This is a genomic window from Ureibacillus endophyticus, from assembly GCF_003628435.1.
GTDB classification, from domain to species: Bacteria; Bacillota; Bacilli; order Bacillales_A; family Planococcaceae; genus Ureibacillus; species Ureibacillus endophyticus.
This window is the reverse complement of record NZ_RBZN01000002.1, coordinates 136,284-162,146: the sequence shown is the minus strand read 5'-3', so window position 1 is coordinate 162,146 and position 25,863 is coordinate 136,284. Positions and strand designations below refer to the sequence as shown.

At 33.6% G+C, this 25,863-nt stretch carries 30 protein-coding genes; all 30 read right to left on the bottom strand.

Annotated elements, in window-relative coordinates; all coding sequences use genetic code 11:
* Positions 1-9 precede the first annotated feature (9 nt).
* A complete protein-coding gene (gene rseP, locus D8M03_RS02050) occupies positions 10-1,269 on the bottom strand; it encodes an RIP metalloprotease RseP (protein ID WP_121213015.1) in 1,260 nt (419 codons plus the stop codon).
* Positions 1,270-1,318: 49 nt separating this feature from the next.
* Positions 1,319-2,464 carry a 1-deoxy-D-xylulose-5-phosphate reductoisomerase gene (gene dxr, locus D8M03_RS02045; protein ID WP_121213014.1) on the bottom strand — a complete coding sequence of 382 codons (1,146 nt, stop codon included), beginning with the start codon at positions 2,462-2,464 and terminating at the stop codon, positions 1,319-1,321.
* A 42-nt stretch (positions 2,465-2,506) separates the two neighbouring features.
* Entirely contained in the window at positions 2,507-3,298 is a 792-nt protein-coding gene (locus tag D8M03_RS02040) for a phosphatidate cytidylyltransferase (RefSeq protein ID WP_121213013.1), read from the bottom strand.
* The gene (locus D8M03_RS02035) at positions 3,295-4,086 is read right to left on the bottom strand and encodes an isoprenyl transferase (RefSeq protein WP_121213012.1); all 792 of its coding nucleotides are present in this window, start codon (positions 4,084-4,086) and stop codon (positions 3,295-3,297) included. The genes D8M03_RS02040 and D8M03_RS02035 overlap by 4 nt, the downstream gene beginning before the upstream one ends.
* A gap of 331 nt (positions 4,087-4,417) precedes the next feature.
* On the bottom strand, positions 4,418-4,975 hold the full coding sequence (gene frr / locus D8M03_RS02025) for a ribosome recycling factor (protein WP_121213010.1): 558 nt from the start codon (positions 4,973-4,975) through the stop codon (positions 4,418-4,420).
* The gene (gene pyrH / locus D8M03_RS02020; RefSeq protein ID WP_121213009.1) at positions 4,975-5,700 is read right to left on the bottom strand and encodes a UMP kinase; all 726 of its coding nucleotides are present in this window, start codon (positions 5,698-5,700) and stop codon (positions 4,975-4,977) included. The genes frr and pyrH overlap by 1 nt, the downstream gene beginning before the upstream one ends.
* Positions 5,701-5,821: 121 nt before the next feature.
* The gene (gene tsf / locus D8M03_RS02015; RefSeq protein ID WP_121213008.1) at positions 5,822-6,706 is read right to left on the bottom strand and encodes a translation elongation factor Ts; all 885 of its coding nucleotides are present in this window, start codon (positions 6,704-6,706) and stop codon (positions 5,822-5,824) included.
* 208 nt (positions 6,707-6,914) lie between these two features.
* Positions 6,915-7,637: a 30S ribosomal protein S2 gene (gene rpsB, locus D8M03_RS02010; RefSeq protein ID WP_121213007.1), complete on the bottom strand. Its 723-nt coding sequence runs from the start codon at positions 7,635-7,637 to the stop codon at positions 6,915-6,917.
* Between the two features lie 157 nt (positions 7,638-7,794).
* Positions 7,795-8,331 carry a hypothetical protein gene (locus D8M03_RS02005; protein WP_121213006.1) on the bottom strand — a complete coding sequence of 179 codons (537 nt, stop codon included), beginning with the start codon at positions 8,329-8,331 and terminating at the stop codon, positions 7,795-7,797.
* A 9-nt stretch (positions 8,332-8,340) separates the two neighbouring features.
* Entirely contained in the window at positions 8,341-8,646 is a 306-nt protein-coding gene (locus D8M03_RS02000) for an RNA polymerase subunit sigma (protein WP_121213005.1), read from the bottom strand.
* Between the two features lie 11 nt (positions 8,647-8,657).
* Positions 8,658-9,428: a FliA/WhiG family RNA polymerase sigma factor gene (locus tag D8M03_RS01995; protein ID WP_121213004.1), complete on the bottom strand. Its 771-nt coding sequence runs from the start codon at positions 9,426-9,428 to the stop codon at positions 8,658-8,660.
* Between the two features lie 266 nt (positions 9,429-9,694).
* On the bottom strand, positions 9,695-10,060 hold the full coding sequence (locus tag D8M03_RS01990) for a hypothetical protein (protein WP_245987407.1): 366 nt from the start codon (positions 10,058-10,060) through the stop codon (positions 9,695-9,697).
* Positions 10,057-10,560: a chemotaxis protein CheD gene (locus D8M03_RS01985; protein ID WP_121213003.1), complete on the bottom strand. Its 504-nt coding sequence runs from the start codon at positions 10,558-10,560 to the stop codon at positions 10,057-10,059. Before D8M03_RS01985 ends, D8M03_RS01990 begins: the two co-directional genes overlap by 4 nt.
* Positions 10,561-10,562: 2 nt before the next feature.
* Entirely contained in the window at positions 10,563-11,195 is a 633-nt protein-coding gene (locus D8M03_RS01980; protein WP_121213002.1) for a chemotaxis protein CheC, read from the bottom strand.
* A 38-nt stretch (positions 11,196-11,233) separates the two neighbouring features.
* Complete coding sequence (locus tag D8M03_RS01975; protein ID WP_121213001.1) at positions 11,234-11,677, bottom strand: chemotaxis protein CheW; 444 nt, start codon at positions 11,675-11,677, stop codon at positions 11,234-11,236.
* 27 nt (positions 11,678-11,704) lie between these two features.
* The gene (locus D8M03_RS01970; protein WP_121213000.1) at positions 11,705-13,801 is read right to left on the bottom strand and encodes a chemotaxis protein CheA; all 2,097 of its coding nucleotides are present in this window, start codon (positions 13,799-13,801) and stop codon (positions 11,705-11,707) included.
* Positions 13,802-13,816: 15 nt separating this feature from the next.
* Positions 13,817-14,974, bottom strand: coding sequence for a protein-glutamate methylesterase/protein-glutamine glutaminase (locus tag D8M03_RS01965; RefSeq protein ID WP_121212999.1), 1,158 nt, complete (start codon positions 14,972-14,974; stop codon positions 13,817-13,819).
* Positions 14,975-15,850, bottom strand: coding sequence for a MinD/ParA family protein (locus tag D8M03_RS01960; protein WP_121212998.1), 876 nt, complete (start codon positions 15,848-15,850; stop codon positions 14,975-14,977).
* Positions 15,847-16,998 carry a flagellar biosynthesis GTPase FlhF gene (gene flhF / locus D8M03_RS01955; RefSeq protein ID WP_121212997.1) on the bottom strand — a complete coding sequence of 384 codons (1,152 nt, stop codon included), beginning with the start codon at positions 16,996-16,998 and terminating at the stop codon, positions 15,847-15,849. Before flhF ends, D8M03_RS01960 begins: the two co-directional genes overlap by 4 nt.
* A complete protein-coding gene (gene flhA / locus D8M03_RS01950; RefSeq protein ID WP_121212996.1) occupies positions 16,995-19,028 on the bottom strand; it encodes a flagellar biosynthesis protein FlhA in 2,034 nt (677 codons plus the stop codon). The genes flhF and flhA overlap by 4 nt, the downstream gene beginning before the upstream one ends.
* Positions 19,029-19,049: 21 nt before the next feature.
* Positions 19,050-20,138 carry a flagellar biosynthesis protein FlhB gene (gene flhB, locus D8M03_RS01945; RefSeq protein ID WP_121212995.1) on the bottom strand — a complete coding sequence of 363 codons (1,089 nt, stop codon included), beginning with the start codon at positions 20,136-20,138 and terminating at the stop codon, positions 19,050-19,052.
* A gap of 1 nt (position 20,139) precedes the next feature.
* Entirely contained in the window at positions 20,140-20,916 is a 777-nt protein-coding gene (gene fliR, locus D8M03_RS01940) for a flagellar biosynthetic protein FliR (protein ID WP_121212994.1), read from the bottom strand.
* A 4-nt stretch (positions 20,917-20,920) separates the two neighbouring features.
* Positions 20,921-21,190: a flagellar biosynthesis protein FliQ gene (gene fliQ, locus D8M03_RS01935; protein ID WP_121212993.1), complete on the bottom strand. Its 270-nt coding sequence runs from the start codon at positions 21,188-21,190 to the stop codon at positions 20,921-20,923.
* Between the two features lie 13 nt (positions 21,191-21,203).
* Positions 21,204-21,869: a flagellar type III secretion system pore protein FliP gene (fliP, locus tag D8M03_RS01930; RefSeq protein ID WP_121212992.1), complete on the bottom strand. Its 666-nt coding sequence runs from the start codon at positions 21,867-21,869 to the stop codon at positions 21,204-21,206.
* The gene (locus tag D8M03_RS01925) at positions 21,869-22,534 is read right to left on the bottom strand and encodes a flagellar biosynthetic protein FliO (protein WP_121212991.1); all 666 of its coding nucleotides are present in this window, start codon (positions 22,532-22,534) and stop codon (positions 21,869-21,871) included. Before D8M03_RS01925 ends, fliP begins: the two co-directional genes overlap by 1 nt.
* Positions 22,535-22,538: 4 nt before the next feature.
* Positions 22,539-22,901 (bottom strand): response regulator, encoded by a 363-nt coding sequence (locus D8M03_RS01920; protein WP_121212990.1) that lies wholly within the window; start codon positions 22,899-22,901, stop codon positions 22,539-22,541.
* Positions 22,902-22,923: 22 nt separating this feature from the next.
* The gene (gene fliY / locus D8M03_RS01915) at positions 22,924-24,159 is read right to left on the bottom strand and encodes a flagellar motor switch phosphatase FliY (protein WP_121212989.1); all 1,236 of its coding nucleotides are present in this window, start codon (positions 24,157-24,159) and stop codon (positions 22,924-22,926) included.
* Positions 24,152-25,147 carry a flagellar motor switch protein FliM gene (fliM, locus tag D8M03_RS01910; RefSeq protein WP_121212988.1) on the bottom strand — a complete coding sequence of 332 codons (996 nt, stop codon included), beginning with the start codon at positions 25,145-25,147 and terminating at the stop codon, positions 24,152-24,154. Before fliM ends, fliY begins: the two co-directional genes overlap by 8 nt.
* A 30-nt stretch (positions 25,148-25,177) precedes the next feature.
* Positions 25,178-25,606 carry a flagellar basal body-associated protein FliL gene (gene fliL, locus D8M03_RS01905; RefSeq protein ID WP_121212987.1) on the bottom strand — a complete coding sequence of 143 codons (429 nt, stop codon included), beginning with the start codon at positions 25,604-25,606 and terminating at the stop codon, positions 25,178-25,180.
* Positions 25,593-25,817, bottom strand: a complete 225-nt coding sequence (locus D8M03_RS01900) for a flagellar FlbD family protein (RefSeq protein ID WP_121212986.1) — start codon at positions 25,815-25,817, stop codon at positions 25,593-25,595. Before D8M03_RS01900 ends, fliL begins: the two co-directional genes overlap by 14 nt.
* Positions 25,818-25,863 lie beyond the last annotated feature (46 nt).

Genomic DNA, 25,863 nt, shown 5'->3' with positions numbered 1-25,863 from the left:
TCGTGCTAATTAGAAGAAGAACAGCTTAATATCTTTCCAAGTTACAATGACCATTAAAATCATAAGCAATACAATACCGACAAAGTGTACAAGTCCTTCTTTTTGTCGATCAACAGGTTTTCCTCGTAATGCTTCGATACCGAAGAATAATAGTCGGCCACCATCTAATGCAGGCAATGGTAATAAGTTCATAATTCCAAGATTAATACTTAATACTGCAGCCCAATTCATTAAATTGTAGATTCCATACTGAGCAACTTCTTCTGTTGCCTTATAGATTCCCACTGGACCAGATAGTGCATCAATGTCAAAATTAACAACGATTAAATCGTATAACAATGTAAAGATTAATGTTGAAAATTCCACAGTTTGTTTAGCACCAAATACAATGGCGTCTAATATATTCGCATCTTTTATCGGACTATAAACACCAATTTGGCCAATAGTTTGTCCATCTTCTGTTTCAAATGGTTTAGGAGTTATATTCAGTTCTTTAGCTTGTCCATCTCGATCAATTTCAAATGACAAAGCTTTTCCTGGATTTTGTTGGACAATACCAACTAAATCATCCCAACTCGAAACTGATTTACCATTAATTTCTTTAACGACGTCACCATCTTGTAATCCTGCCACTTCAGCAGGAGATCCATCAACCACATTTTTGATAACAGGATCTGAAATTGGGATTCCTGTTAAAAGTGCAAGAGCAATAAAAATAACAAATGCAAGGATGAAATTAAATAAAGGTCCGGCAAAAATGGCCATTGCCCTTTGCCCAACAGTTTTAGAATTAAATTGACGATCAAGTGGAGCAATAATTGTTTCAGTTCCATTTTCAACAATAATCGCTTCTCTTGAAACATCAATTCTCACTAAATTATCCTCTTCATCATAACCTTCTATCCATAAACCATCTTCTAAATCTGAACGTTCAACTTCTAAAAATAAAACATTGGGATTTTGAACTTTTTGATTCAAATAGATTTTTTCTGCAACATTATCTCTATTTAATATTAGGCCAACACGATACCCTGGCTGAAGTTCAATTTTATCTACATCTTCTCCAGCCATTCGTACATAACCACCAATGGGTAATAAACGAATGGTATACATCGTTTCACCCTTCATCATTCCAAAAATTTTTGGACCCATTCCTATTGCAAACTCTCGTACTAATATTCCCGCTCGTTTGGCAAATATAAAGTGACCGAGTTCATGGAAAAATACTAGTGATCCAAAAACGATGATAAATGCTATAACGGTTTGCATACTATCCCACCTTTAAAGAGCAAGTTTACATATTCTATGCTCACTCTATCTATTTTACCATGCTTTCTACTGTTTTTCTTGTTTCTCTATCTACGTGTAAAATCGTTTCTAAATCTGGTTGTAAGATATTATGATGGTCATTCATAATTTGTTCTATCATTTCGTCTATCTGTAAGAATGTTATTTTCTCTTGTAAAAATAACGCGACAGCAGCTTCATTGGCCGCATTCATAGCAGTTAAGATTGTACCTCCTGCTCGTCCAGCATCATAAGCAAGCTTTAATGCACGGTAACGGTCAAAATCAACTTCTCTAAAATGCAATTGTCCAATTTCAGCTAAATTTAATCTTTTTCCACCTACTAAAGGTAAACGGTCTGGATAACTTAAAGCGTATTGAATTGGAACACGCATATCTGGTGTACCAAGTTGAGCAATCACACTTGTATCATGATACTCAACTAATGAGTGAATAATACTTTCTCTATGTAATAAAACGTCAATTTTTTCAAATGGAAGATCGAACAAAACGTGGGCTTCGATAACTTCTAGCCCTTTATTCATCATTGTTGCAGAATCAATTGTAATTTTAGCCCCCATCGACCAATTTGGATGGTTTAATGCATCTTTTACTGTTACATTTTTAAGTTCTTCACGTGTTTTGTCGCGGAATGAACCTCCTGATGCAGTTAATATAATACGTTCAACTTGTTTCGGATTTTCACCATTCATTGATTGGAAAATAGCTGAGTGCTCACTATCAACAGGCAAAATTGGTACATTATATTTTTTAGCCTCTGCCATTACAAGGTGACCTGCTGTAACTAAAGTCTCTTTATTCGCAATCGCTATTGTTTTTCCCATACGAATTGCTGCAAGGGTTGATTCTAAACCTACACTACCTAAGACCGCATTAACCAACACTTGTGATTCTGGATGAGTAGCTACTTCTACTAATCCCTTTGATCCATAAGTGAAATGTATTTGTGGAAACTCTTTTTGTAATGTTCTCGCATCTACTTCATCCTGAACAGATACTAGTTCTGGATTTAAACGATTAATAATTGAACGTGTTTTTTCGATGTTTTTCCCAGCAGAAAATGCAACAAGTTTGAACTCATCTGGGTGACTACATAAAATATCAAATGTTTGCCATCCAATCGAACCTGTTGCACCTAAAAGGCTAATTTTTTTCAAAATCTTTCTTCCTTTCAACACTGACATTCGTGCAGTAATTATTTATACAAATTGTAAAAAATGCAACAATGGTAGTACAAAGATTAAGCTATCAAAGCGATCTAGTATTCCACCGTGTCCAGGTAATATTTTTCCTGAATCTTTTACATCATAATGTCTTTTAATTGCAGACTCTACTAAGTCGCCTAACTGACCAAATATTGAGGCAAAAATCGTAATAACAATTAATGCAATCCAAGAATCAGTTAATGGATAGATAAACTGCATGGCACAAGCAAATACAACAGCTACAATAATACCACCTAAAAACCCTTCGATTGTTTTATTTGGAGAGATTTCAGGCCATAGTTTCTTTTTGCCTAATTTACGACCAATAAAATACGCTCCTGAATCTGTAGTCCATACAATAAGTAACGCAAATATAATGAATTGTAATCCTGCATTACGTGTCTCAATTAAATAATAAAAACCTATTCCAACATATAGAGCACTAAGTAAAATAAACCCTACTTCATCAAATGTAAAATGATTTTTAACAACAACTGTGTAAATTAATAGTAGTACAACAGCAATCATTAAAAACTCTAATTTAGAATATGATGTCAAATCCATTAATTTAATTGTGTATTTTTCAGGTAATAAAATTGAAAATACAGTCAGAAGGCCAATAATGCCTGGTATGGATACAATCGGAATTTCCTTCATCCTTAAAAGTTCATATAAACCAACAGCTGCAATAACATAAACTAAAATTGTAAAAGGTAAGTTACCATAAATTACAAATGGTATAAATAATGCTGCAGCTATAATTGCTGTGATAATACGTTGCTTCAATTAATTTCTTCCCCTTTCAACCCACCGTAGCGACGATTACGCTTTTGAAAGGCGTGAATTGCTTCCATTAGAGTTTCCTCATTAAAATCAGGCCAAAGCGTATCAGTAAACCAAAACTCCGTATAGGCGAGTTGCCATAACATAAAATTACTAAGTCGAACTTCACCACTAGTACGAATAAGCAAATCTGGTTCAGGTAACTGCGATGTCATTAAATAATTAGTAATAGTACTTTCATCTATTGAGTCGACATTTAGATTTCCCTTACTCACTTCTACCATTATATCCTTCATTGCACGTACTATTTCAGCTCGACTACCATAATTCATAGCAAAATTTAAAATTAATCCACTGTTATTTTTCGTTCTTTCCATCGCTTCATTTAAAACTGTTTGGGTACTTGTAGGTAATGCCTCTTTTTCACCCATCATTTGCACTCGAATATTTCGTTCCATTATTTCCGGCATAAATGATTTTAAAAACTTTTCAGGTAACCCCATAAGATAGTCTACCTCGGATTTAGGACGTTTCCAGTTCTCCGTTGAAAACGCGTAAAGTGTTAACACTTTAATCCCTAAATCATCTGCGCATCGAGCAATTTTACGAACGGTTTTCATACCTTCATGGTGCCCAGCAACTCTAGGTAGCGCTCTTTTTTTAGCCCAACGTCCATTTCCGTCCATAATGATTGCGATATGAGATGGGATTAAGTCATTATTAGAAAGATTTTGTTGTTCCTTCAAAGATTTCTTTTCTTTTTTGGACTTTCCAAATATATTTTTGAGCATTCTATTCCCCCACCTGCCAACATTTTGGACGTATTCTTAATAATCATATCAAAAACAAATGTTTGTGTCGCTTTTTTCTTATAAAACATTACGTAAAAATGTACGAATTGGTTTATATGTATGAAAAATTTAAAACTTGTATAACAAAACAAATATTTAAAGTTATGGTTCATTTTATACTTTTTACAAATTGGATATTGTGACATTTGATTCGTTTTCTTAACCAAGAAAAAGACGTCCTAATAGAAAGGACGTCCTCATCTAAAAATTGTTCACTTTAAGTCCTGCTCTACACCTAAAAAGGTATAGAGAGATTTATCCTATTAAGAATTTATACTGACAAAATTTCTTTTTCTTTTTCTTTAGTTAATTGATCAACTTTTACAATGTAATCGTCTGTCAATTTCTGAATATCGTCGCCATAGCCACGTAAATCATCTTCTGTAATTTCGCCATTTTTCTCTAATTTTTTCAAATCATCATTAGCATCACGACGAACATTACGAACTGCAATTTTCGCATCTTCTGCTTCTTTTTTAACAACTTTTACAAGTTCTTTACGGCGTTCCTCTGTTAATGCTGGAATCGCTAGACGAATCACATTACCATCGTTCGTTGGTGTAATTCCGATATCAGATTTCATAATTGCTTTTTCGATTTCACCTAAAATTGATTTATCATAAGGTGTAATTACAAGTAAACGTGCTTCTGGAGTAGCAACACCAGCCAATTGATTGATTGGAGTAGGAGCTCCGTAGTAATCAACTGAAATGCGATCTAAAAGTGATGCGTTTGCACGACCTGCTCGAATTGAAGCTAATTCACGACTAAATGCAGCAATTGATTTTTCCATTTTTTCTTTTGCTTGTGCTAATACTTGTTTAGGCATTAAACATTCCTCCTAACCACTGTACCAATTTTATCACCTAGTACGGCGCGTTTAATATTTCCTTTATCCATAATAGAGAATACTATTAAAGGTATGTCGTTGTCCATACATAATGTGGATGCTGTGGAATCCATTACTTGTAATCCTTGTTGAATTACCTCTAAATATGTGAGTGTGTCATACTTAACAGCAGTACTATCTGTTTTAGGATCAGCAGAATATACACCATCTACATTATTTTTTGCCATTAAAATTGCGTCCGCATCGATTTCAGCAGCACGTAAAGCAGCTGTTGTATCAGTTGAGAAGAATGGGTTTCCAGTACCTGCAGCAAAAATGACAACACGTTTCTTTTCTAAATGACGTACAGCTTTTCGACGAATATAAGGTTCTGCAACTTGTGTCATAACGATAGAAGATTGTACGCGCGTTTCTATGTTTAGTTTCTCTAACGAATCTTGTAATGCTAATGAGTTCATAACTGTTGCAAGCATACCCATATAATCAGCAGAAGCACGGTCCATACCCATTTCGCTTCCGACCTTACCTCTCCATATATTACCGCCGCCAACAACTACTGCAACTTCTACACCTAATTCAACTACTTCTTTAATATCTTCAGCAACAGATTTGATTATTTTTGGTGATAAACCAAAGCCTGCTTCACCTGCTAATGCTTCACCGCTAATTTTAATTACTACTCGTTTATATTGTGGCACACTCATAGGAAACCTCCGTTAACTCTAATTTAAAATTCGACCAAAATCTAACAATATCTTGAAAAATAGGGAACACGAAAAATGTGCTCCCTATTTCTTTTGTGCTAAAACACAATATTAGATTGGATTAGTTACCTTTAACTTGGTTCATTACTTCTTCAGCGAAGTTATCTTCACGTTTTTCGATACCTTCACCAACAGCATAACGAACGAATGATGTTACGTTTCCGCCAGTTGTTTTTACGAAATCACGAACTTTTTGGTCAGAATTTTTAACGAAAGTTTGGTCTAATAAGCAAATTTCTTCGAAGTATTTACCAAGACGACCTTCTACCATTTTTGCAACGATATTTTCAGGTTTTCCTTCGTTTAATGCTTGCTCTGTTAAAATTTTACGTTCGTGAGCGATTTCTTCTTCAGAAACTTCATCACGTGAAACATATTTAGGATTAATTGCAGCGATGTGCATAGCAACATCTTTAGCAGCAGCTTCATCAGTAGAACCTTCAAGAACTACTAATACACCAATTCTTCCGCCCATGTGTAGGTAAGAACCAAATGCATCGCTGTCGTTTTTAGTTTTGATTTCGAAACGACGAAGAGTAATTTTTTCTCCGATTGTAGCAACTGCTGTAGAAATTTGGTCAGCAATTTTTACACCCTCTGCATTTTTAACTTCTAATGCAGCTTCTACAGATTCTGGTTTAGCAGCTAAAATTTGTTGAGCTAATTCAGAAACTAATGTTTGGAATTTATCATTTTTAGCAACGAAGTCAGTTTCAGCGTTTACTTCAAGAATAACTGCTTCATTACCTTCTGATAAGATATAAGTAGTTCCTTCAGCAGCGATACGGTCAGCTTTTTTAGCAGCTGAAGAAAGACCTTTTTCACGTAATAAATCGATAGCAGCTTCGATGTTACCGTCAGTTTCTACTAAAGCTTTTTTGCAGTCCATCATACCTGCGCCAGTTTTTTCACGTAGTTCTTTTACTAATTGTGCAGTAATTGCCATTTGAAGTATCCTCCTTGAGTTAGATAAAGATTAAATATAGTATTAGCAAATATTTCTAGTTTATTACTTTAAAAAAAGGTGATAAGGGTTTCATCCACTTATCACCTTTTGTAGGCATCTAAAGAAGTTTAATACTTCCTAAGATGCTTATTGCAGCTAAGGCTTATCATAAGAAACTTAGGCGTAAAGCCAAGTTTCTAGTAGTGAATTACTCAGCAACTACTACTTCTTCAGCTGGAGCTTCAGATTCACCTTGTTTTGACTCAATAAGAGCATCAGCCATTTTTGCAGTTAATAATTTAACAGCGCGGATAGCATCGTCGTTTGCAGGGATTACGTAGTCGATTTCATCTGGATCACAGTTTGTATCAACAATACCTACGATAGGAATATTTAATTTACGTGCTTCAGCAACAGCGATACGCTCTTTACGTGGGTCAACCACGAACATAACATCAGGAATATCAGTCATATCACGAATACCGCCTAAGAATTTAACAAGACGTTCGTGTTCTTTTTTAAGTTGAATAACTTCTTTTTTAGGAAGGACTTCAAAAGTACCGTCTTCTTCCATTCTTTCGATTTCTTTCATACGAGCAACACGTTTTTGGATAGTACCGAAGTTTGTTAAAGTACCACCTAACCAACGTTGGTTGATATAGTAGTTACCAGAACGTTCTGCTTCTTCTTGGATAGCTTCTTGAGCTTGTTTTTTAGTACCAACGAAAAGTACTTTACCGCCATCTTGTCCAACTTGGCGCATGAAGTCATAAGCTTCCTCTAATTTTTTAACTGTTTTTTGTAAATCGATAATGTAGATTCCGTTACGCTCAACAAAAATGTATTTTTTCATTTTTGGGTTCCAACGGCGAGTTTGGTGTCCAAAGTGTACACCAGCTTCAAGTAATTGTTTCATTGAAATTACTGACATGAATTTTTCCTCCTAATAGTTTGGTTATTTTCCTCCGCATTTTTCATTTGCAACAAGCTACTTTTTAATCAAAAAGCACCACTTACTGCATCAAAATGCGTGTGTAATTAACACCAATTGATAATATAACATACAACTTTATTCACTGCAACAATTTTTATGAATGGAATTTTAATAACAGTTCTATTTCAGTTTTTCCTTTGTTTGTTTCCTTTGCAATTTCCTCAATTGTTTTACCTGTTTTATATAGCTCTAGCACTTTATTTTCAAAGGTATCTGCAATAGTATCCTGTTTTATAGTTTCTTTTTGATGGGTAGAATCAATATTTTTTTGTTGTTGATATGCTTTCTTTGCTATATTGGGTAATATTGTTTTAGGTTGCACTAATACATCTTTAGATGGTGTAGAAATGATATCTATTGAATTAGAACGCTCCAAACTTTCTTTCAATTCAAAATTGGAGTTTTTTGATGATGGTTCTTCTTGGTTTACTTTTGATAATTCTTTAATTAAGCGATCATTTTCTTCACGCATTTCAATTAAATAAACACTAATCGCATCATCCATTTCTCTAATCAACTGTTCTTGTCTTACCTCTAAATCTTTAAATTTTGCAATTTTTGCATTTAATAAAATTATTAAATAAAATGAGATAAGTTGTGAAATGATGAGTATGATAATTAAAAAAAACATTCTTTTCTCCTATCCGCTAAAATCAATAAAATTTCCTTTATAAGGATGTTGGGCTTTTGGTTCTTTCTCTTTTGAATGTTTCTTGTTCTTCCCATTCCCATCATCATTATGATTACTACCATTCTCCTCATCAGTTATTTGATCTGTTTTTTCCGTATCTAAAACAGTAAATTGTTTTTTTTCAATTTCTTTCTTTAGTGCTTCATTCGCATTATGTTGTTGTTGAATGACATTTTGCTGATGTTGTTCTTGAACCTTACCGGCATCAAAAGTTTTAGGTATTGCAATTTGTAATTCAACCCCTTTTAAACTCATGAAATTCCTCCCTATGTATTTAACATTTCATTTGAAAGAAGTTTCCTTAGTTTCAATAACGCCTTTGAGTGAATCTGTGATATTCGTGAAGTAGATAATTCTAGTAGCTCACCAATTTCAGTAAGGGTCATTTCTTCTGTGTAAAATAAACTTAGTACAAGTTGTTCCTTGTCGTTAAGTTTCTTAATATTTTCTGCAAGATCATCGATTAATTCAGAATGGATTGCTACTTGTTCAGGAGTTTTCGTTTGATCATCTCTAATTACAAAAGCTTTGCCTTCTACCTCTTCTTGATCCTGTTGTTCATTGATTGATAAAACATTTGAAAAGAAATGTTCTTGAACGGTTTGATAAATTTCTTCAACTGGTAAATTCATATGTTCTGCAAGTTCTTCTGGCGTTGCGTGTCGCATTAGTTTTTGTTCTAGCAACTCTATTTGTGCTTCTAATTTTTTTGATTTTTCCCGAGCTGATCGTGGTAACCAATCTTCCTTTCTTAATCCGTCTATAATTGCTCCACGGACACGGAAAGAAGCATATGTATCAAATTTTAAATCACGATTTATGTCAAATTTATTTAATGCATCAAAAAGCCCCATCATACCTAGGCTCAGCAAATCATCACGGGAAACATTTTTAGGAAGGCCTACACCAATACGTTGAACATGATATGTTACAAGCGGTTTATACTTTTTTATCAGTAAATCTCCCGCATGAGGATCTCGATTATTTATCCAGCTATTCCAAAGTTTTTGCTCATCATCTAGCTTTAGTTGTACCATCTAAATCCCCCTCACTTTTAGCGATTTTCTACCAATTTATTATATCAAATCTGGTAAAAAAAACACACGCTTCTATAAGACTAAATAATTTCCCTGAGAATCCTATATTTTCATAATTGTAGTAAGCTAGTATCACATTTTTATGATTATTAGAAAAAATGGAGAACTATAAGTTAAAGAATTGTAACATTTTAATCTTCATTGGATCTTAGTAGAATTAAGAAGCGTGAAAAATATACAAAAAAAGAGCTGTTATTTCAGCTCTTTTAATTTTGTACAGGTAGATCTTGATTCATCATTGTTCGTACAACTTTTGCAATTTCTTCTGAATTTTCATCACTAAATTCTACTATTGTTGTATTGTCCAAATTGTCTATATTTTCACTATTTTGTTCTTGGATTTTATTAAGCTCTTCTTGAAACTCTTCAAAAATCCCTTCTTCAGGAGTATAAAGAATGTAATATAAGAAATATCGAACAGGGAACATCATAATAAAAATAACAATAGCAACGATAAATGAACCTATCAAAATATGTGTTGGTGAATATGAGTTTAATAGAGTTACAAAGAAATAGATAGAAAATGCAATTAAGGAAGCCCAACAATTATAAAATATTGAACCAAACATCATATTACACACACTCCTTGATTCACTGTTCGAATACTTAGTTTGCAAGTTTCTGGATCAAATTCAATTGTTCTACCACTACTGCCTCCTGTATCTTCAGCTACAAGAGGTATTCCATTTCTTCGAAGTTCATTTTTCACTGCTTCAACATTACGTGGTCCAATTCGCATTGAATCCTTATCTGATGCAAATTTAAACATTTGAGCCCCACCAGCAATTTTTGCCTTTAATCTAAATACTTGTACACCTTCAAGTTTTAGCAGGTCGATTAATCCTTTAATACCTGTATCAGCAAACTTGGCAGCATTTATCGAATCCGTTCTTCCTAAACTAGAATCTGGTAACATGACATGCACCATACCAGCAATTTTTTTCATTTCATCATATAAAACGACCCCTACACAAGACCCTAATCCAGAAGTGCGAATTGTGTTTGGTATTTTTACTACATCCATTTGTGCAATTCCAACTTTAATAACATTGTTACTGATAAACGGTACCATCTCTACGATACTCCCAGAGCTTTAAATATAGTTTCAAACGAATCAGGGTCAGGTAGTAAAAAGAAATGACCCTTTAATTCATTTGAATCTTCCATACCGTCTTCAAAAATGGATGTATTTATTACAATAACATGATCACTAACTTGCGAGATTTCAATTAAACCAATACTTATGATTGCTCCAAACATATCAACGCTTAAGCCTGGAACAGTAGGATAAATTTTTAAACCTGTAAAATCAGACAAGGCTGATAAGTATGAACCAGATAGGATATTCCCCATCTCTTGCATTGCGGAAAGTCCTATTTCGGAAATTTGGCTATCTCTAAGGCTGAATGAATCATCACAAATTAGTCGACGTATAAACTGATTTGCCTGCTCGATTGGTAAAATAAAGAACATGCTACCTTCTACGTCCCCTTCAATCCGGAGAAAAATACCAACAACTGCTTTTTCAGCACCACCAGCAAATTCCATCATGTCATTAAATGAAACCATTTCCACCTTTGGAACTCGCATATCAATTTTTTTATTCAATAAATCTGAAAGTGCTGTGGCAGCATGAGCAGCACCTATATTTCCAATTTCTTTTAGTACATCTAGATGTAACGAAGTAATTTTTTGACCTTGATTCATTAATTTATCCCTACTTTAATCAATCTCCATAAAGTTGTTTAGTCTGCTGGATTTAAGACTTTATCTAAATGCAATAATATTAATAATCGGTTATCTAATTTTGCAACTCCTGAAATAAAATCTTCTTCGTTTGACCCGACAACTTCTGGCTGTTGTTCAATAGAATTTACAGGAATATCAATTACATCATTTGCAGAATCTACAACAAATCCAACTTCCATCTCATCTAGAGTAATAATTATTATTCTTGTTGATTCTTCATTTTCTGAAATTGGAATACTGAAACGCTCCCGTAAATCAATAATTGGTGTAACTACTCCACGTAAATTAATAACACCTTTAACGTATTTTGCTGTTTTAGGTACACGTGTAATATGCATTAACTTTTCAATTCCTTGAACATTGGAAACAGGAATTGCATATTCTTTGTCGGCTAATTGAAAAACAATTACCTTTAAATATTCTTGTTCAAGCGCGTTCATCCACTACACCTCTTCCATTCACCTTTATTACTTCATTAACGCATTACAATCGACAATAAGTGCCACTTTACCATTTCCTAAAATCGTTGCTCCGGAAATTGCAAAGATATTTGTTAAATAATTTCCTAGTGATTTAAGTACAATTTCTTGTTGCCCAATAAATGAATCTACTACTAATCCAGCAAGTTTTTCACCTTTACGAACAATAACTACTGAATGGAATTCATCATCAATAGGTTGTTTTCTAGGCACTTCAAAAATTTCCTCTAAGAATATTAACGGAACGACTTTTCCACGGAAATCTATCACTTTTTGATTGTGTGCGTTTAAAATATCAGTATTTTTAATAATAGAAGTTTCAATAATTGATGATAGAGGTATTGCATAAATTTCTTGCTCAATTTCTACTAACATTACAGAAATAATTGTTAATGTTAATGGTAATTGAATAGAGAAAATTGATCCTACACCTTCTGTTGAATCAATTGAAATACTTCCACCTAATGATTCAATTGTTGTTTTTACAACATCTAGACCTACACCACGACCTGAAATATCTGAAACTACGTCAGCTGTTGAGAAACCAGATGCTAATATTAGCTCATTGATTTGCTTATCCGATAAAGATAACGCCGATTCTTTCGTTACAATACCTTTTGAAATAGCTTTTTTCAATACTTTATCGCGGTTAATACCAGCACCATCATCTTCAATTTCGATAAACACATAGTTTCCACTGTGATATGCACGTAATATGACATTACCTTCCTCAGGTTTACCGTTTGCTCGACGAACTTCCGGACTTTCAATACCGTGGTCAACTGAGTTACGAATTAAATGAACAAGTGGATCCCCAATTTCATCGATTACTGTACGGTCAAGCTCAGTTTCAGCCCCAATGATTTCGAGGTTTATTTTTTTCTTTAAGTCTCTTGATAACGTTCGAACCATTTTTGGGAAGCGATTAAATACTGTTTCGATAGGAATCATTCGCATTGTTAATACGATATTTTGAAGATCGCCCATCGTACGACTCATTCTCTCAACAGTTTCATTTAATTCACCATGGTTTACTTCAGATGCAATTGATTGAAGTCTTCCTCGATCAATTACAAGTTCTTCAAATAAGTTCATTAAAATATCTAATCGATCAATACTAACTCGAATTGTTTTACTTGCTGCATGAGTATTTTGTTTTGAAGAAGATGATGACGAAGCTGGAGTTGATTTTTTAGCTGTATCCTCTACTGATTTTTCTTCAATTTTAGGTGTAATTGAATGTTGAACTGGTTCTATTGCAGCTGAAATAGGTTTGACAGTTTCTTCAGTTGTTGATTGTATTAACAATTCCTTTAAAATTGGTGTAACTGTGACATTTGCAATCTCAGAAACTTTCACTATCTTACTTCTAAGTTCTTCTGCAGTAGTTTTAGTTATATAAGCAATTTGGAATGTCTGATCAAATTGTTCTTCTTCTAATCTCTCTACTGGTGGAGACGCCTTCACAACATCTCCATTTTTCTCTAATATATCAAAAACCATATAAACACGAGCAGCTTTCAATAAGCAATCATCACGTAAAGTTACAGAAATTTCAAAAGCATTAAAGCCTTGTTCTGTTGATTGAAGTAGAACAGTTTTTTCAAAATCATCGTAATCTAAATTTGAAACTACAGTTGCAACATCAGAAACCGCTACTTCTTGAGCTGCAGTCGTCATTTCATTAACTATTGCTTGAATAGATTCTCCAGATTCAATGCGTTTTAATTTTTCTACAGTTTTTGATACATCTTTTTTTCCATCTCCACCATCAGCAATATCCATTACCATTTCTTCAAGATGGTCAACGGATTCAAACACGATATCTAAAATTTCAGGTGTTACATGTATTTTTTCATTACGGATAGCGTCTAGTACATTTTCCATCTTATGAGTTAAGTCTGCTAAATCCTCATATCCCATTGTTGCAGACATTCCTTTTAACGTATGGGCAGACCTAAATATTTCATTTACAATCCCTAAATCATTAGGATTTTTTTCAAGTTCAAGTAAATTATCACTGCAGCTTTGTAAATGTTCTTTACTTTCCTCAATGAACATTTCTAAGTATTGGTTCACTTCCATACGACAACACTCCTTTTAAGGCAAATATTTCATAATTGTTTGCGCTATGTCGTCAACATCTACTATCTCATCTACAAGTTGAGTTTCAACAGCGGCTTTAGGCATTCCATATACGATACAAGTGTCAGCTGACTCCGCAATAGCGATGGTATTTCCTTTTTGTTTTAATTCAATTAATCCTTTTGAACCGTCATATCCCATACCGGTCATAATCACAGCGATTTTATCAAATTCACTAAATTGACTAACATTTTCGAACATGACATCAACTGCAGGGCGATGGCCAGAGCGAGGAGGCTCATTTTGGTCTAGTATTATTTGAAACTGAGAATTCAGTTTTTTAATTTTCAGATGACTTCCCCCGGGTGCAATGTACGCTTTTCCATTTATTAATACATCCCCATGTTCTGCCTCTTTTACCTCTATATTACTTAGTTGATTTAAACGTTCTGCAAGTGATTTCGTAAATCCCGGCGGCATATGTTGAACAATTAAAATAGGTGCATTTATTGATTTTGGTAGTTTTGTAATAACTTCCTGTAAAGCTCTTGGACCGCCTGTTGAAGTCCCAATTAAGACAATTTTTTTAGAATTATTACTCCATTGATTTTTTCTTGTAGAGGCATTAACTTCTTTTGCAATCTTATAGTTTTTAGTAGTTGTTGAGTTCTTCATAGGAGTTATTTCTCTTTTTTTAATAATATCATTTGCAAACTTAGTAGAAATATTTTTGTGACCAATTGGTTTTTTTAGTTTTGCAACAGAAACATGGGCTGCATGTTCAACTTTATGTACTAACTCTTCCTTGATTTTATGTAAATCAAGAGAAATTGTACCACTAGGTTTTGCAACAAAATCAACAGCCCCATTTTCCATTGCATTCAATGTATTTTTAGCTCCGTTAATCGTAGTACTTGAAAGCATTATGACAGGTACCGGACATTTTTCCATAATTACTTTTAATGCATCCAAGCCATTCATTTCGGGCATCTCAACATCCATTGTTACAACATCAGGTTTAAGCTGTTGAATTTTGTTGATTGCATCTACACCATTTCTTGCTGTTCCAATCACTTCAATTTTTAAATTCCCATCAAAAAAGTCACTAATAAGCTTTCTCATAAAAGCAGAGTCATCTACTATTAAAAGCTTGCTTTTATTTGAGAATCCCAATTAAACACGCCCTTTCGAAAAAATACTCCGTAATTTGGATAAAAATGAATTCGATTGAACAGGAGCATGAATCACTTTTATTTCATCATTATTAATAAATTGAATAACAATTTCTTTTAGTGTTTTCGCTATAGGTGAATCAGGATATGCAATTGAAAAAGGAACTTGTTCACGTACGGCTTTCCTTACAACTGGGTCTTCAGGTAATGAACCTAAAATCGTTACTTCCTTGTTTAGAAATTTTGCCATAGTATTCTGCAGTCGTTGTAATGTTTCTTGACCTTCTTCTTTTGAATATGCTCTGTTACATAATAAGTAGAACTTTTTACTTTGATCTTTTAAGTGTATAAATTTCATCATCGAATAAGCATCTGTAATTGATGTTGGTTCAGCAGTCGAGATGACAATAATTTCATCTATAGATGTAAGTAGATCTAGAGACCAATTTGCTGCACCTGCACCCATATCAAATAAAATATAATCAAAGGATTTCTGTAATTCTTCAAATGCAATGATTAATGAATCAAACATTTGCTTTGTCCATTCCATAACAGATGTAAGTCCAGAACCTCCAGGAATGTATTTCAAATTACTAGGTCCTTCGTACATTACTTCATTTAAAGTGGCTTCACCCATTAAATAATCCTTAAAACTAAATTGAGTAGTTTTTCCTATAAGAATATGAACATTTCCCATCCCAATATCCATATCTAAGATAACTACTTTTTTTCCTTGTAGGCTTAGGTTAATAGCGAAATTCGTTGAAAAGTTGCTCTTTCCAACGCCTCCTTTTCCACTAACAACGGCAATAGACCTACCTAACGATCCTTGGCTTTGTAACATTTTCATTCTTAGTTTTTCAGCTTGATCTCTCATTGAAATTCTCCTTGAAAGAACAATTCAATCAATTTGTCTATATTTGCCTCTTCTATATCTTCTGGTACTTCTTGTCCATTTGTATAGTAAGCAAGTCCTTTATTATATTTAATCATTAAATTATACATGGTGCCAATAGAATTTGTTTCATCAATCTTTGTAAAAATGAATTTTTCAATGGGAAATTCATGAAATTGTTGAATTATTGCTTCCATATCCTGTTCTTTAGAAGTTAAAGATAGTACTAAATATGATTCAACATCATCTTCAAAATTTATTATTTTTTTCAAGTCGTCAACATACTTTGCTTCTTTATAATTTCTCCCAGCTGTATCAATGAAAACTAAATCTAAATTTTCCATTTTCTCAATAGCAGTCTTATAATCATTTGCGTTATATACGATTTCAACAGGGGCATGTAAAAGGTTCGCATAAGTTTTCAATTGTTCAATCGCTGCAATTCGATATGTATCAGTAGTAATGAAACCAATCTTTTTCTTCTTTTCTAATACAGACCGTGCTGCTATTTTGGCTATTGTTGTTGTCTTACCTACCCCTGTAGGACCTAAAACATTTATATATTTTTTTTCAAACGATAATCCACCAATAGGCAATTGTATTAGATATTTTTTCAAGACATCTTTTGTAATACTTTTAATTTCGTCAATATTGATATTTTCAGCTTTTTTATAATACACAAAAAGCTCATCACTTATTGCTGTGATAAGCTCTTCGTTCAGCTCTTGACGTTTTAAAAAGGCAATCATAGGCAAAATTTCTTCAGGAATGTCTGAATGAGTTGTTTGCTTTTGTATTGATTGTAATATTGACTTTAGATCAGCTATTTCGCTTTTTAATTCAGTTGTTAGTTTTAAATCAGTATTTTGTAACTCTTTTTCTGAAATAGTATCTATTTGTGTATTTGATACGTTACGAGGCTGCATGTCAAGTAAGTGTGAAGGCAAATTAACTGACTCCACACTGTCTACACCTGCAAGTACTTCAAAATTTTTGTGTTTAATTAATCCGAAAAATTTTTTTGTTATAACGACTTTCGAATTAATGATAACTGCATCATCACCAAGTTCTGTACGAATTTGTTTCATAGCCTCTGAAATGGAAGGAGCTACATATTTTTTCATCTTCATTCTACATTCACCACCCCAACACTTTGAATTTCAACATTAGCATCTAATTCATTATAGGATAAAATTGGTATTTGCGGGAAATAACGTTCTGTTAATTGTCTTAAATACATACGGATTCCAGGTGAGCAAAGTATAATTGGCGATTGTTCCATAAATGATACTCTCTCAACTTCTTTAGCAATTGCCTCTAAGACAGATTGTGAATCTTGAGGATCCATTGCTAAGTAATTTCCATGGTCGGTTTGTTGTACACTGTCTGCTATTATCTTTTCCAACTTACCAGGAATCGTAATCACTTTTAATGAAGGTCCTCCTGAAACATATTGTGATGTAATTTGTCTTGCTAAAGCTTGTCTTACATATTCAGTAAGGATTTCTGGATCACTAGTTAGTTTTGAATAATCCGCTAATGTTTCAAAGATAATTGGTAAGTTTCGAATAGAGACATTTTCTTTAAGTAGTCTTGTTAAAACTTTTTGTATTTCACCAATTGAAAGTGGTGTTGGTGTTAGTTCATCAACCAAAATAGGATAATTTTCCCGTAAATGATCAATTAATTGTTTTGTTTCTTGACGTCCTAATAGTTCGTGAGCATTTGCTCGAATAATTTCTGTTAAATGAGTTGATACAACACTTGGTGGGTCAACTACCGTATAACCAAGCATTTCTGCTTCTTCTTTTGCTCTTTCTGTTATCCATTTTGCAGGTAATCCGAAAGAAGGTTCAATTGTATCAATTCCATCTATTGAATCATCGTCACCAGGGCTCATTGCTAAGTAATGATCAAGTAACAGTTCCCCACGAGCCATTTCGTTCCCTTTTATCTTTATACGATATTCATTTGGTTGAAGTTGGATATTATCTCTAATTCTAACGACAGGTATAACTAATCCAAGCTCTAATGCTAATTGACGGCGTATCATTACAACACGATCTAATAAATCTCCGCCTTGGGCAGCATCAACAAGAGGGATTAAACCATAACCAAATTCAAATTCTATTGGATCAACATTTAATAATGTTACAACATTTTCAGGGCTCTTCATTGTGTCAGTTGCCACTTCTTCTTCAATTTCAAGTAATTCTTCAGGATCTTCATCTTTTTTGCGGCTTGTCATATATGCACCACCGACTAATACCAATGCAATAGGAATTGTTATCCATTCAGGAATTGGTGTAAATAAACCTAATAAAAAGATTGTTCCGCCAGCAATATACAATAACTTTGCTTGGGCGAATAGTTGTCTCGTTATATCTTCACCTAAATTACCATCAGAAGCTGCTCTAGTAACAACTAAACCAGTAGCAGTAGATACTAATAATGCTGGAATTTGAGCAACTAAACCATCACCAACTGTTAACTTAGAGAAATGCGTAGCTGCATCAGCCATTTCATACCCAAGTTGTAACATCCCAATGATGATACCAAATAATAGATTAATAAATACCATGATAATTGAAGCAATGGCATCACCTTTAACGAATTTAGTAGCACCATCCATTGCTCCATAAAAATCAGATTCCTTGGATACCTTATCACGGCGTTCACGAGCTTCTTTTTCTGAAATCATGCCTGCATTTAAATCCGCATCGATACTCATTTGCTTACCTGGCATTGCATCCAAAGTGAAGCGAGCTGCTACTTCAGCCACACGTTCAGAACCTTTTGTAATAACTATAAAGTTAACAATTACTAATAACATGAAAATAACTAATCCGACTAAAATGTTGCCACCAGTAACAAATTCCCCAAAAGTTTCTACAACATCACCAGCATCACCGTTTGCTAGAATTGCACGGGTTGTAGAAATACTCAAACCTAATCGAAATAACGTGAGTAAAAGAATGATTGAAGGGAATATGGCAAAGTCAAGAGCTTCTCTCATATTCATTGATACTAATAAAACAATTAGTGACAATGTAATATTAATAATAATTAAAAAGCTTAGTAACCATGTCGGTAGAGGGATAATGAGCATCGCCACAATCATAATTACTGCAGCTAAAACCCCTAAATCTCGAATTTTCATGTTTCCCCTCCTACTAATGGTCTAAATTTTACGTTTAATGCGATATACATAAGCTAAAATTTCTGCTACCGCTTTAAAAAATTCTTCTGGAACTTGTTGACCAATTTCGACTTGATCATACATCGCTCTTGCTAACGGTCGATTTTCAACCATCACAATATCATTTTCTTTTGCAATTAATTTTATTTTTTGGGCAATAAAATCTGTTCCCTTTGCAACAACAGTTGGTGCTTCCATACTTTGATCATCATATTTCAATGCAATTGCATAGTGAGTTGGGTTCGTTATTACAACGTCTGCATTAGGAATTTCCTGCATCATCCGCCTCATGGCCATCTCACGTTGCTTTTGCTTAATCTTCCCTTTTATTTTCGGGTCACCTTCAGAATTTTTGTATTCATCTTTAATGTCTTGTTTTGACATCTTTAATTGTTTTTCATACTCATACTTTTCATATATGTAATCCAAAAGTGCGATAAATACTAGCGTAAGTGATGCGGCAATTCCCATAATACCTACTAATTTTGCAACTGTTGTTAGTGTATCCCATGGGCTTTGGAATGAAAGCGAAAGAACTTCCTCAATATTCGTCCATACAACCACAGTTGTAACAGTACCAATAAATGTAATCTTCAATAAAGATTTTAGTAAATTTACAATCGCTCGGACTGAAATTATTTTTTTTATACCCTTTATTGGGTCCATTTTCTTCAAATCAATTTTCATTGTTTCTGTTGTAAAAAGAAACCCAAATTGCATAAAGTTAGCTCCTACACCAGCAACAACAGCTAATAACATAATGGGCAATATCATTTTTGCCATCTCTTTAAGTGAATCTGTATACATGGTCATTACAGTATCAGGAGTTAAAGTTTCAATTAAAATATTCTTTTGAAATGCTTGGATTAAAAAAGTGAACAATACTTCTTGTATAATTGGTGCAAATAAAAATAAAAACATAAAGAGAGCTAAAAGAACTAATGCTGCTGAAACATCCTGACTTTTTAATACTTGTCCCTTTTTTCTAGCATCTGTTCTCTTTTTGGGTGTCGCTTTTTCTGTCTTTTCCCCAGAGAAAAATTGGAGATCAAGTGGTAGAAGTAACTTCATATTAAGCACCACCCAATAATTGCATTAAATCTCTCATTGCTAAAATCGTGAGTTCAATCAATTTTTCCATTACTTCAATCATTACACCCATAGAAATAATTAAAACCAAGAAGCCAATCGCTATTTTAACCGGAAAACCTATAACAAATATATTTAATTGAGGAACTGTTTTTGCTGTAATACCTAATGCGAGAGTTACTAAAAACAAAGTAGCAACTATTGGAGCTGACATTTGAAAGGCAATCGCAAACACTGTACCAAATAATTTAATAATAAATTCTACAGTGTCGGCATCACCGAACATAGGAAAAAATTGATTCATGGGCAAAAATTCATAACTATAAAAAATACCATCTAAAATTAAGTGGTGTCCATTTGTAGCTAGCAAAACAAATAACAGTAAAAAGTTAAAAAATTGTCCCATTAAGGGTGTCTGTGCTCCAGTTTGAGGATCAATAATATTAGCCATTGCAAAACCCATTTCAAAGTCAATAAATCCTCCAGCTATTTGCACTGCTGAAAAAACAATATTAGCTGCAATACCAATCATTAATCCAATAATTAATTCTTTTAAAACTAGCAATATGTAATTTCCATCAATTGGAATAGCATCTACATCTAATGAGTAATACATTATCCAAGACAGTATAAACGCTAATGCTATCTTCAATTGCGGCGGTATGGTACGATATGAAAATAATGGGATTGATACAAAAAATGCAGAAACTCTAACTAAAATCAATAATAAAACAGATGCTTTTGGAATAAGTTCAGCCATTTAATCACCCGATAAACCGAGTCAAATTACTTAGAATATCTGATACATAATCAATCAATTGTGAAATCATAAACGGCGCGAAAAAGATAAGCGCAACAAAAACTGCGATTATTTTCGGTACAAATGCCAATGTTTGTTCTTGAATGGAAGTCGTTGCTTGAAATATACTGACTAAAAGACCTGTTACAAGAGCAACAAGTAGTAATGGCCCTGAAACAATCAGAACAATCCAAACTGCTCTTTCTGCGATTGAAATAACCATTTCTTGGCTCATTTTGTATCATCCCCTAAAAACTTTGAAGTAATGATTTTATTACTAAATACCATCCATCAACTAATACAAATAATAATATTTTAAACGGTAAAGACACCATTACTGGAGGCAACATCATCATACCCATCGACATTAGTACACTTGCAACAACCATATCAATTATTAAGAATGGAATAAAAATCATAAATCCCATTTGGAAGGCTGTTTTAATTTCGCTTAATGCAAAAGCAGGTACAAGCATTGTTAATGGAATTTCTTCTATTGATGCCGGTCTTTCGGCTTGGTTGTAATTGATAAATAACTCTAAATCCTTTTGTCTCGTATGTTGTGCCATAAATTCTTTAAATGGTTTTGCTGCCCGATCATACGCTTCCTCTAAACCTATTTCCTCATCGAATAGTGGTTGTAAAGCTTTTTCATTTACCTGTTGAAAAGTTGGTGCCATAATAAAAAAAGTTAAAAATAAAGCTAGTCCAATAATAACCTGATTTGGAGGCATCTGATTTGTTGCAAGAGCTGTCCTTGTAAAAGACAAAACGATAACAATTCTTGCAAAGCATGTCATTAGAATTAAAATACTTGGTGCCAATGAAAGTACTGTTAATAATAAAAGTAACTTAACAGAAGTGGAAACATTGGTAGGATCATTTTGAGAAAAGAGTGAGATAAAATCTTCCATTAATTATCCCTCTCCTTTTCTTTCCATTTTTCCAATTCATTTTTTCTGTCATTTTTTATATCCGAAATTCTTTTATTTAGCATTTCTCCAAATTCTGTTTTACTTTCATTTTTCTCCACTACTGATGTTTTTGAACTGAATTTTTTAAATACATCAAATATATAAGGAGTAGTATTTACAGAAGCTTGGTTATCATTGTACTGTTCAAGCAATTGTTGGACTTCATCTGGATCATTAACTTCTTTTAATAATTGAACATTTTCTCCAACGCCTACAATATATAATGTATCTCCGACATGAAGAATTTGTACAGATTTTTGAGATCCAACTGTAATTCCACCTATATTTCGCACAAGAAGATTCTGTTGATAGCTACTACTTCTTTTATTTAGAAACTTTAAAACAATGATTAGAAGTGCTAACACGAATAATAGGGAAAACAACATTTTTATATAATCCCACATATTTAATCCAACCGCTGCCGATTGTTCACTGTCAGCAGCAGGTTGGATATCTTCGCAATCACTCGGATTCTCCAAACACTCATTCGAGATCATTTGGTTATTATTTGAAGTTGCATTAACAAATTTCATAGGTGCAATGCAAAGAAGCGCAACCAAACAAGCAATAATAAACCGAAACCTTGCAAATTTTTTAATTTTCATTTTATCAACCTAATGCTTTTTGAATAGCTTCAATTACTCGGTCAGCTTGGAATGGTTTTACGATAAAATCTTTAGCTCCAGCTTGAATTGCATCAATCACCATTGCTTGTTGTCCCATTGCAGAACACATAATAACAGTAGCGCTAGGGTCAGTAGATTTAATAGCTTTTAACGCTGCAATACCATCCATTTCAGGCATTGTAATATCCATTGTCACTAAATCAGGTCGTAATTCACTGTATTTTTCCACAGCTTGTAACCCATCTGCAGCTTCTCCTACAACATCGTAACCATTTTTTGTAAGTATATCTTTAATCATCATGCGCATAAAAGCAGCATCGTCTACTATTAAAATTCTTCTCGACATGGTAGATTCCCCCAATTAAATACTATTGTAAATTATTTAAACGTTCAGCTTTACTGATAATATCGGTAATACGAACACCAAAATTTTCATCGATTACAACAACCTCACCCTTTGCAATCAGTCGACTATTTACTAAAATATCAACTGGTTCGCCGGCAAGTTTATCCAATTCTATTATAGAACCTGATGCTAGTTGTAAAATCTCTTTTACTGAATGTTTAGTTCTGCCTAGCTCTACAGTTACCTGCAATGGTATATCAAGTAACATATTTAAATTTCGTGCTTCTGATTGAGAAATATTAGTTGACTCAAAGGAAGCAAATTGAGCCTGTTGCACATTAACAGGTGGTGGCGGTGTCTGATATTGCGGCATTGCAAATATTGGTGGTTCCGCATACGTTGTTGCAGCCTGTTGTTGATATACCGGTTGCTGTTGAACTTGTTGTATTGGTTGCTGATGTACAGGCTGTTGCACAGTTTGTTGCACTGGTGGTATTGCTGTTGCCGGTTGACTAGGTGCTACTGGTTGAGCTTGTGATGATGGAGTAACATCAGACTCTCCTAGTAATGATTTAACAATCTTTTTACCAAACTCCAATGGTAATAATTGCATTATTGTAGAATCGATTAACTCTCCAATTTTTAATCTAAATGAAACCTTTACTAATAAATCATCATTAGGAATACTATCTTTACCTTCGTTTTGAGAAATATTTAGTAAATCAATTGAAGGTGGTGAAATATCTACTTTTTTATTGAAAATTGTTGACATTGAAGTTGCAGCTGAACCCATCATTTGGTTCATTGCTTCTTGAACTGCACTAAGATGAATCTCACCTAAATCAGGATTGGGATTTAAACCGTCTCCACCGAGCATTAAATCCGCAATAATCGCTGCATCAGTTTGCTTAATAACAAGTAAATTTACCCCGGATAAACCAGTTGTATATTCAACTTGAATTGCAACATAAGGCTGAGGAAATTCCTCTTCTAATTTATTTCGATTAATCATTGATACTACAGGTGTCGTAATATCTACTTTCTGACCTAAAAGAGCAGAAAGGGCAGTAGCTGAACTACCAAATGAAATATTTCCTACCTCACCTAAAGCATCTTGTTCCATTGGGTCAAGATAATCTTCTACTCGTGGTTCTTCATCGTTATTTGAGTTGTTTTCTAATTGGTTGATCTTATCATCCAACGTCTCGCCCCTTAATAGAGCTTCAATTTCTTCTTGGGAGAGCATATCATCACTCATCTTCGTCTCCTCCTTTCAAAGGGTCGATAATCTGGATTGCCATTTTTTTATTAAGCTTTCCAGGTTGAACAGTAAATTTAGGCAATCCACCAACTTTCAAAATAAGTGGATCATCAATTTTTTTGTCTAATTGAATAACATCCCCTACAGATAAATAAAGGAAATCTTCAATTGTAATATCAGTCGTTCCTAGTTCAGCAATTACTGGCAATTGAGCTTGTTTTACTTTTGTTTCTAATGCTTTTGATTGTTCAGGAGTTGCTTCTTTTGTATTTGATTGCATCCAATATTGAACAGATAAATTATGAATAATTGGCTCAAGAACAACATGAGGTATACAAATATTGATCATACCAGTTGTATCTCCAATTATTGTATTCAGTGAAATAACTACAACTGTTTCATTTGGAGAAATCATTTGTAAAAATTGAGGATTAACTTCCAGTTCTACTAACATCGGATCAATCTCTGCAATTGTATCCCATGCTTCTCTGAGATTATCGAATGATCTTTCAAACAAATTCGTCATAATTTTTTGTTCAATTTCTGTTAAATTATCAACATTATTATAACTTGCTCCACTACCACCCATTAATCGGTCTAACATCGAGTATGCGATATTAGGATTAATCTCCATTAAAATATTACCATCTAACGGTGGTACTTCAAATACATTTATTAATGTCATATTAGGAATTGATCGTACAAATTCTTCAAAAGGAATTTGATCTACTGATGCCACTGTAATCTGCACATAAGTCCTTAGTTGTGCTGAGAAGAATGTTGTTAGTAATCTAGCAAAATTTTCGTGTATACGGGTCAAACTTCGGATTTGATCCTTTGAAAAGCGAAGAGCACGTTTAAAGTCATAAACTTTTACTTTCTTCGTTTCATCTTCCTTTTTCATGTCATCTGCGGACATTTCCCCTGTTGATATCGCTGAAAGCAGCGCATCAATTTCGGATTGGGACAAAACATCTCCAGCCATTTGCCCACCTCCCATTTCAAGATGTTTCGTTTATTGAATGATGTAGGAGGTTATGTAAACTTGTTGTACTTCACCCTCTTGCATCAATTCATTTAATTTTGATTTGATTGTTGATTCAAATAAAATCTTTCCTTGCTTTCCTTGTAAATCTTCTTCTGTCATTTCAGAAAGTTCTTGGATTACAATATTATTTGTTTGGAAATCACGTTTTGTTAACTCTTCTGCAGCTTTTTTACTATCAGTTTGAATTTTTAATGTAAGTTTAACAAAGTTATTGTCTGCTAAGTTAGTTGTAATTTCCGGAACATCGACCGATGCTTCAATAATTTCATCAATTGTTGGTTTAAGAGATGAACTTTGTTTATTAAACTGAGTTAATAGTACAAAAATCACAACGCCTATTAGTGTAATTGTAATTAAAATAATAAGCATAATAGTTAATAGTTTATTCTTCTTCATTTTGATCACCTCGAATGTGCGGGTTTGACAAAACATGTATACTTTTATAAAAAAGAGCAACCTTATTACGAACTTCTTCTTCACTTTCTAACACAATAAATTTCCGACCATTCGTTAAAGTGATCGTTGTGTCCGGAAAAGATTCTACGGTTTCTATGTATAATGCGTTTAATGAAAATGGTTTGCCATTTAAACGTGTTAACTCAATCATTGAAATAGGGCCGGGTCATATATACGAGAGCCGGCCCGACCCTCCT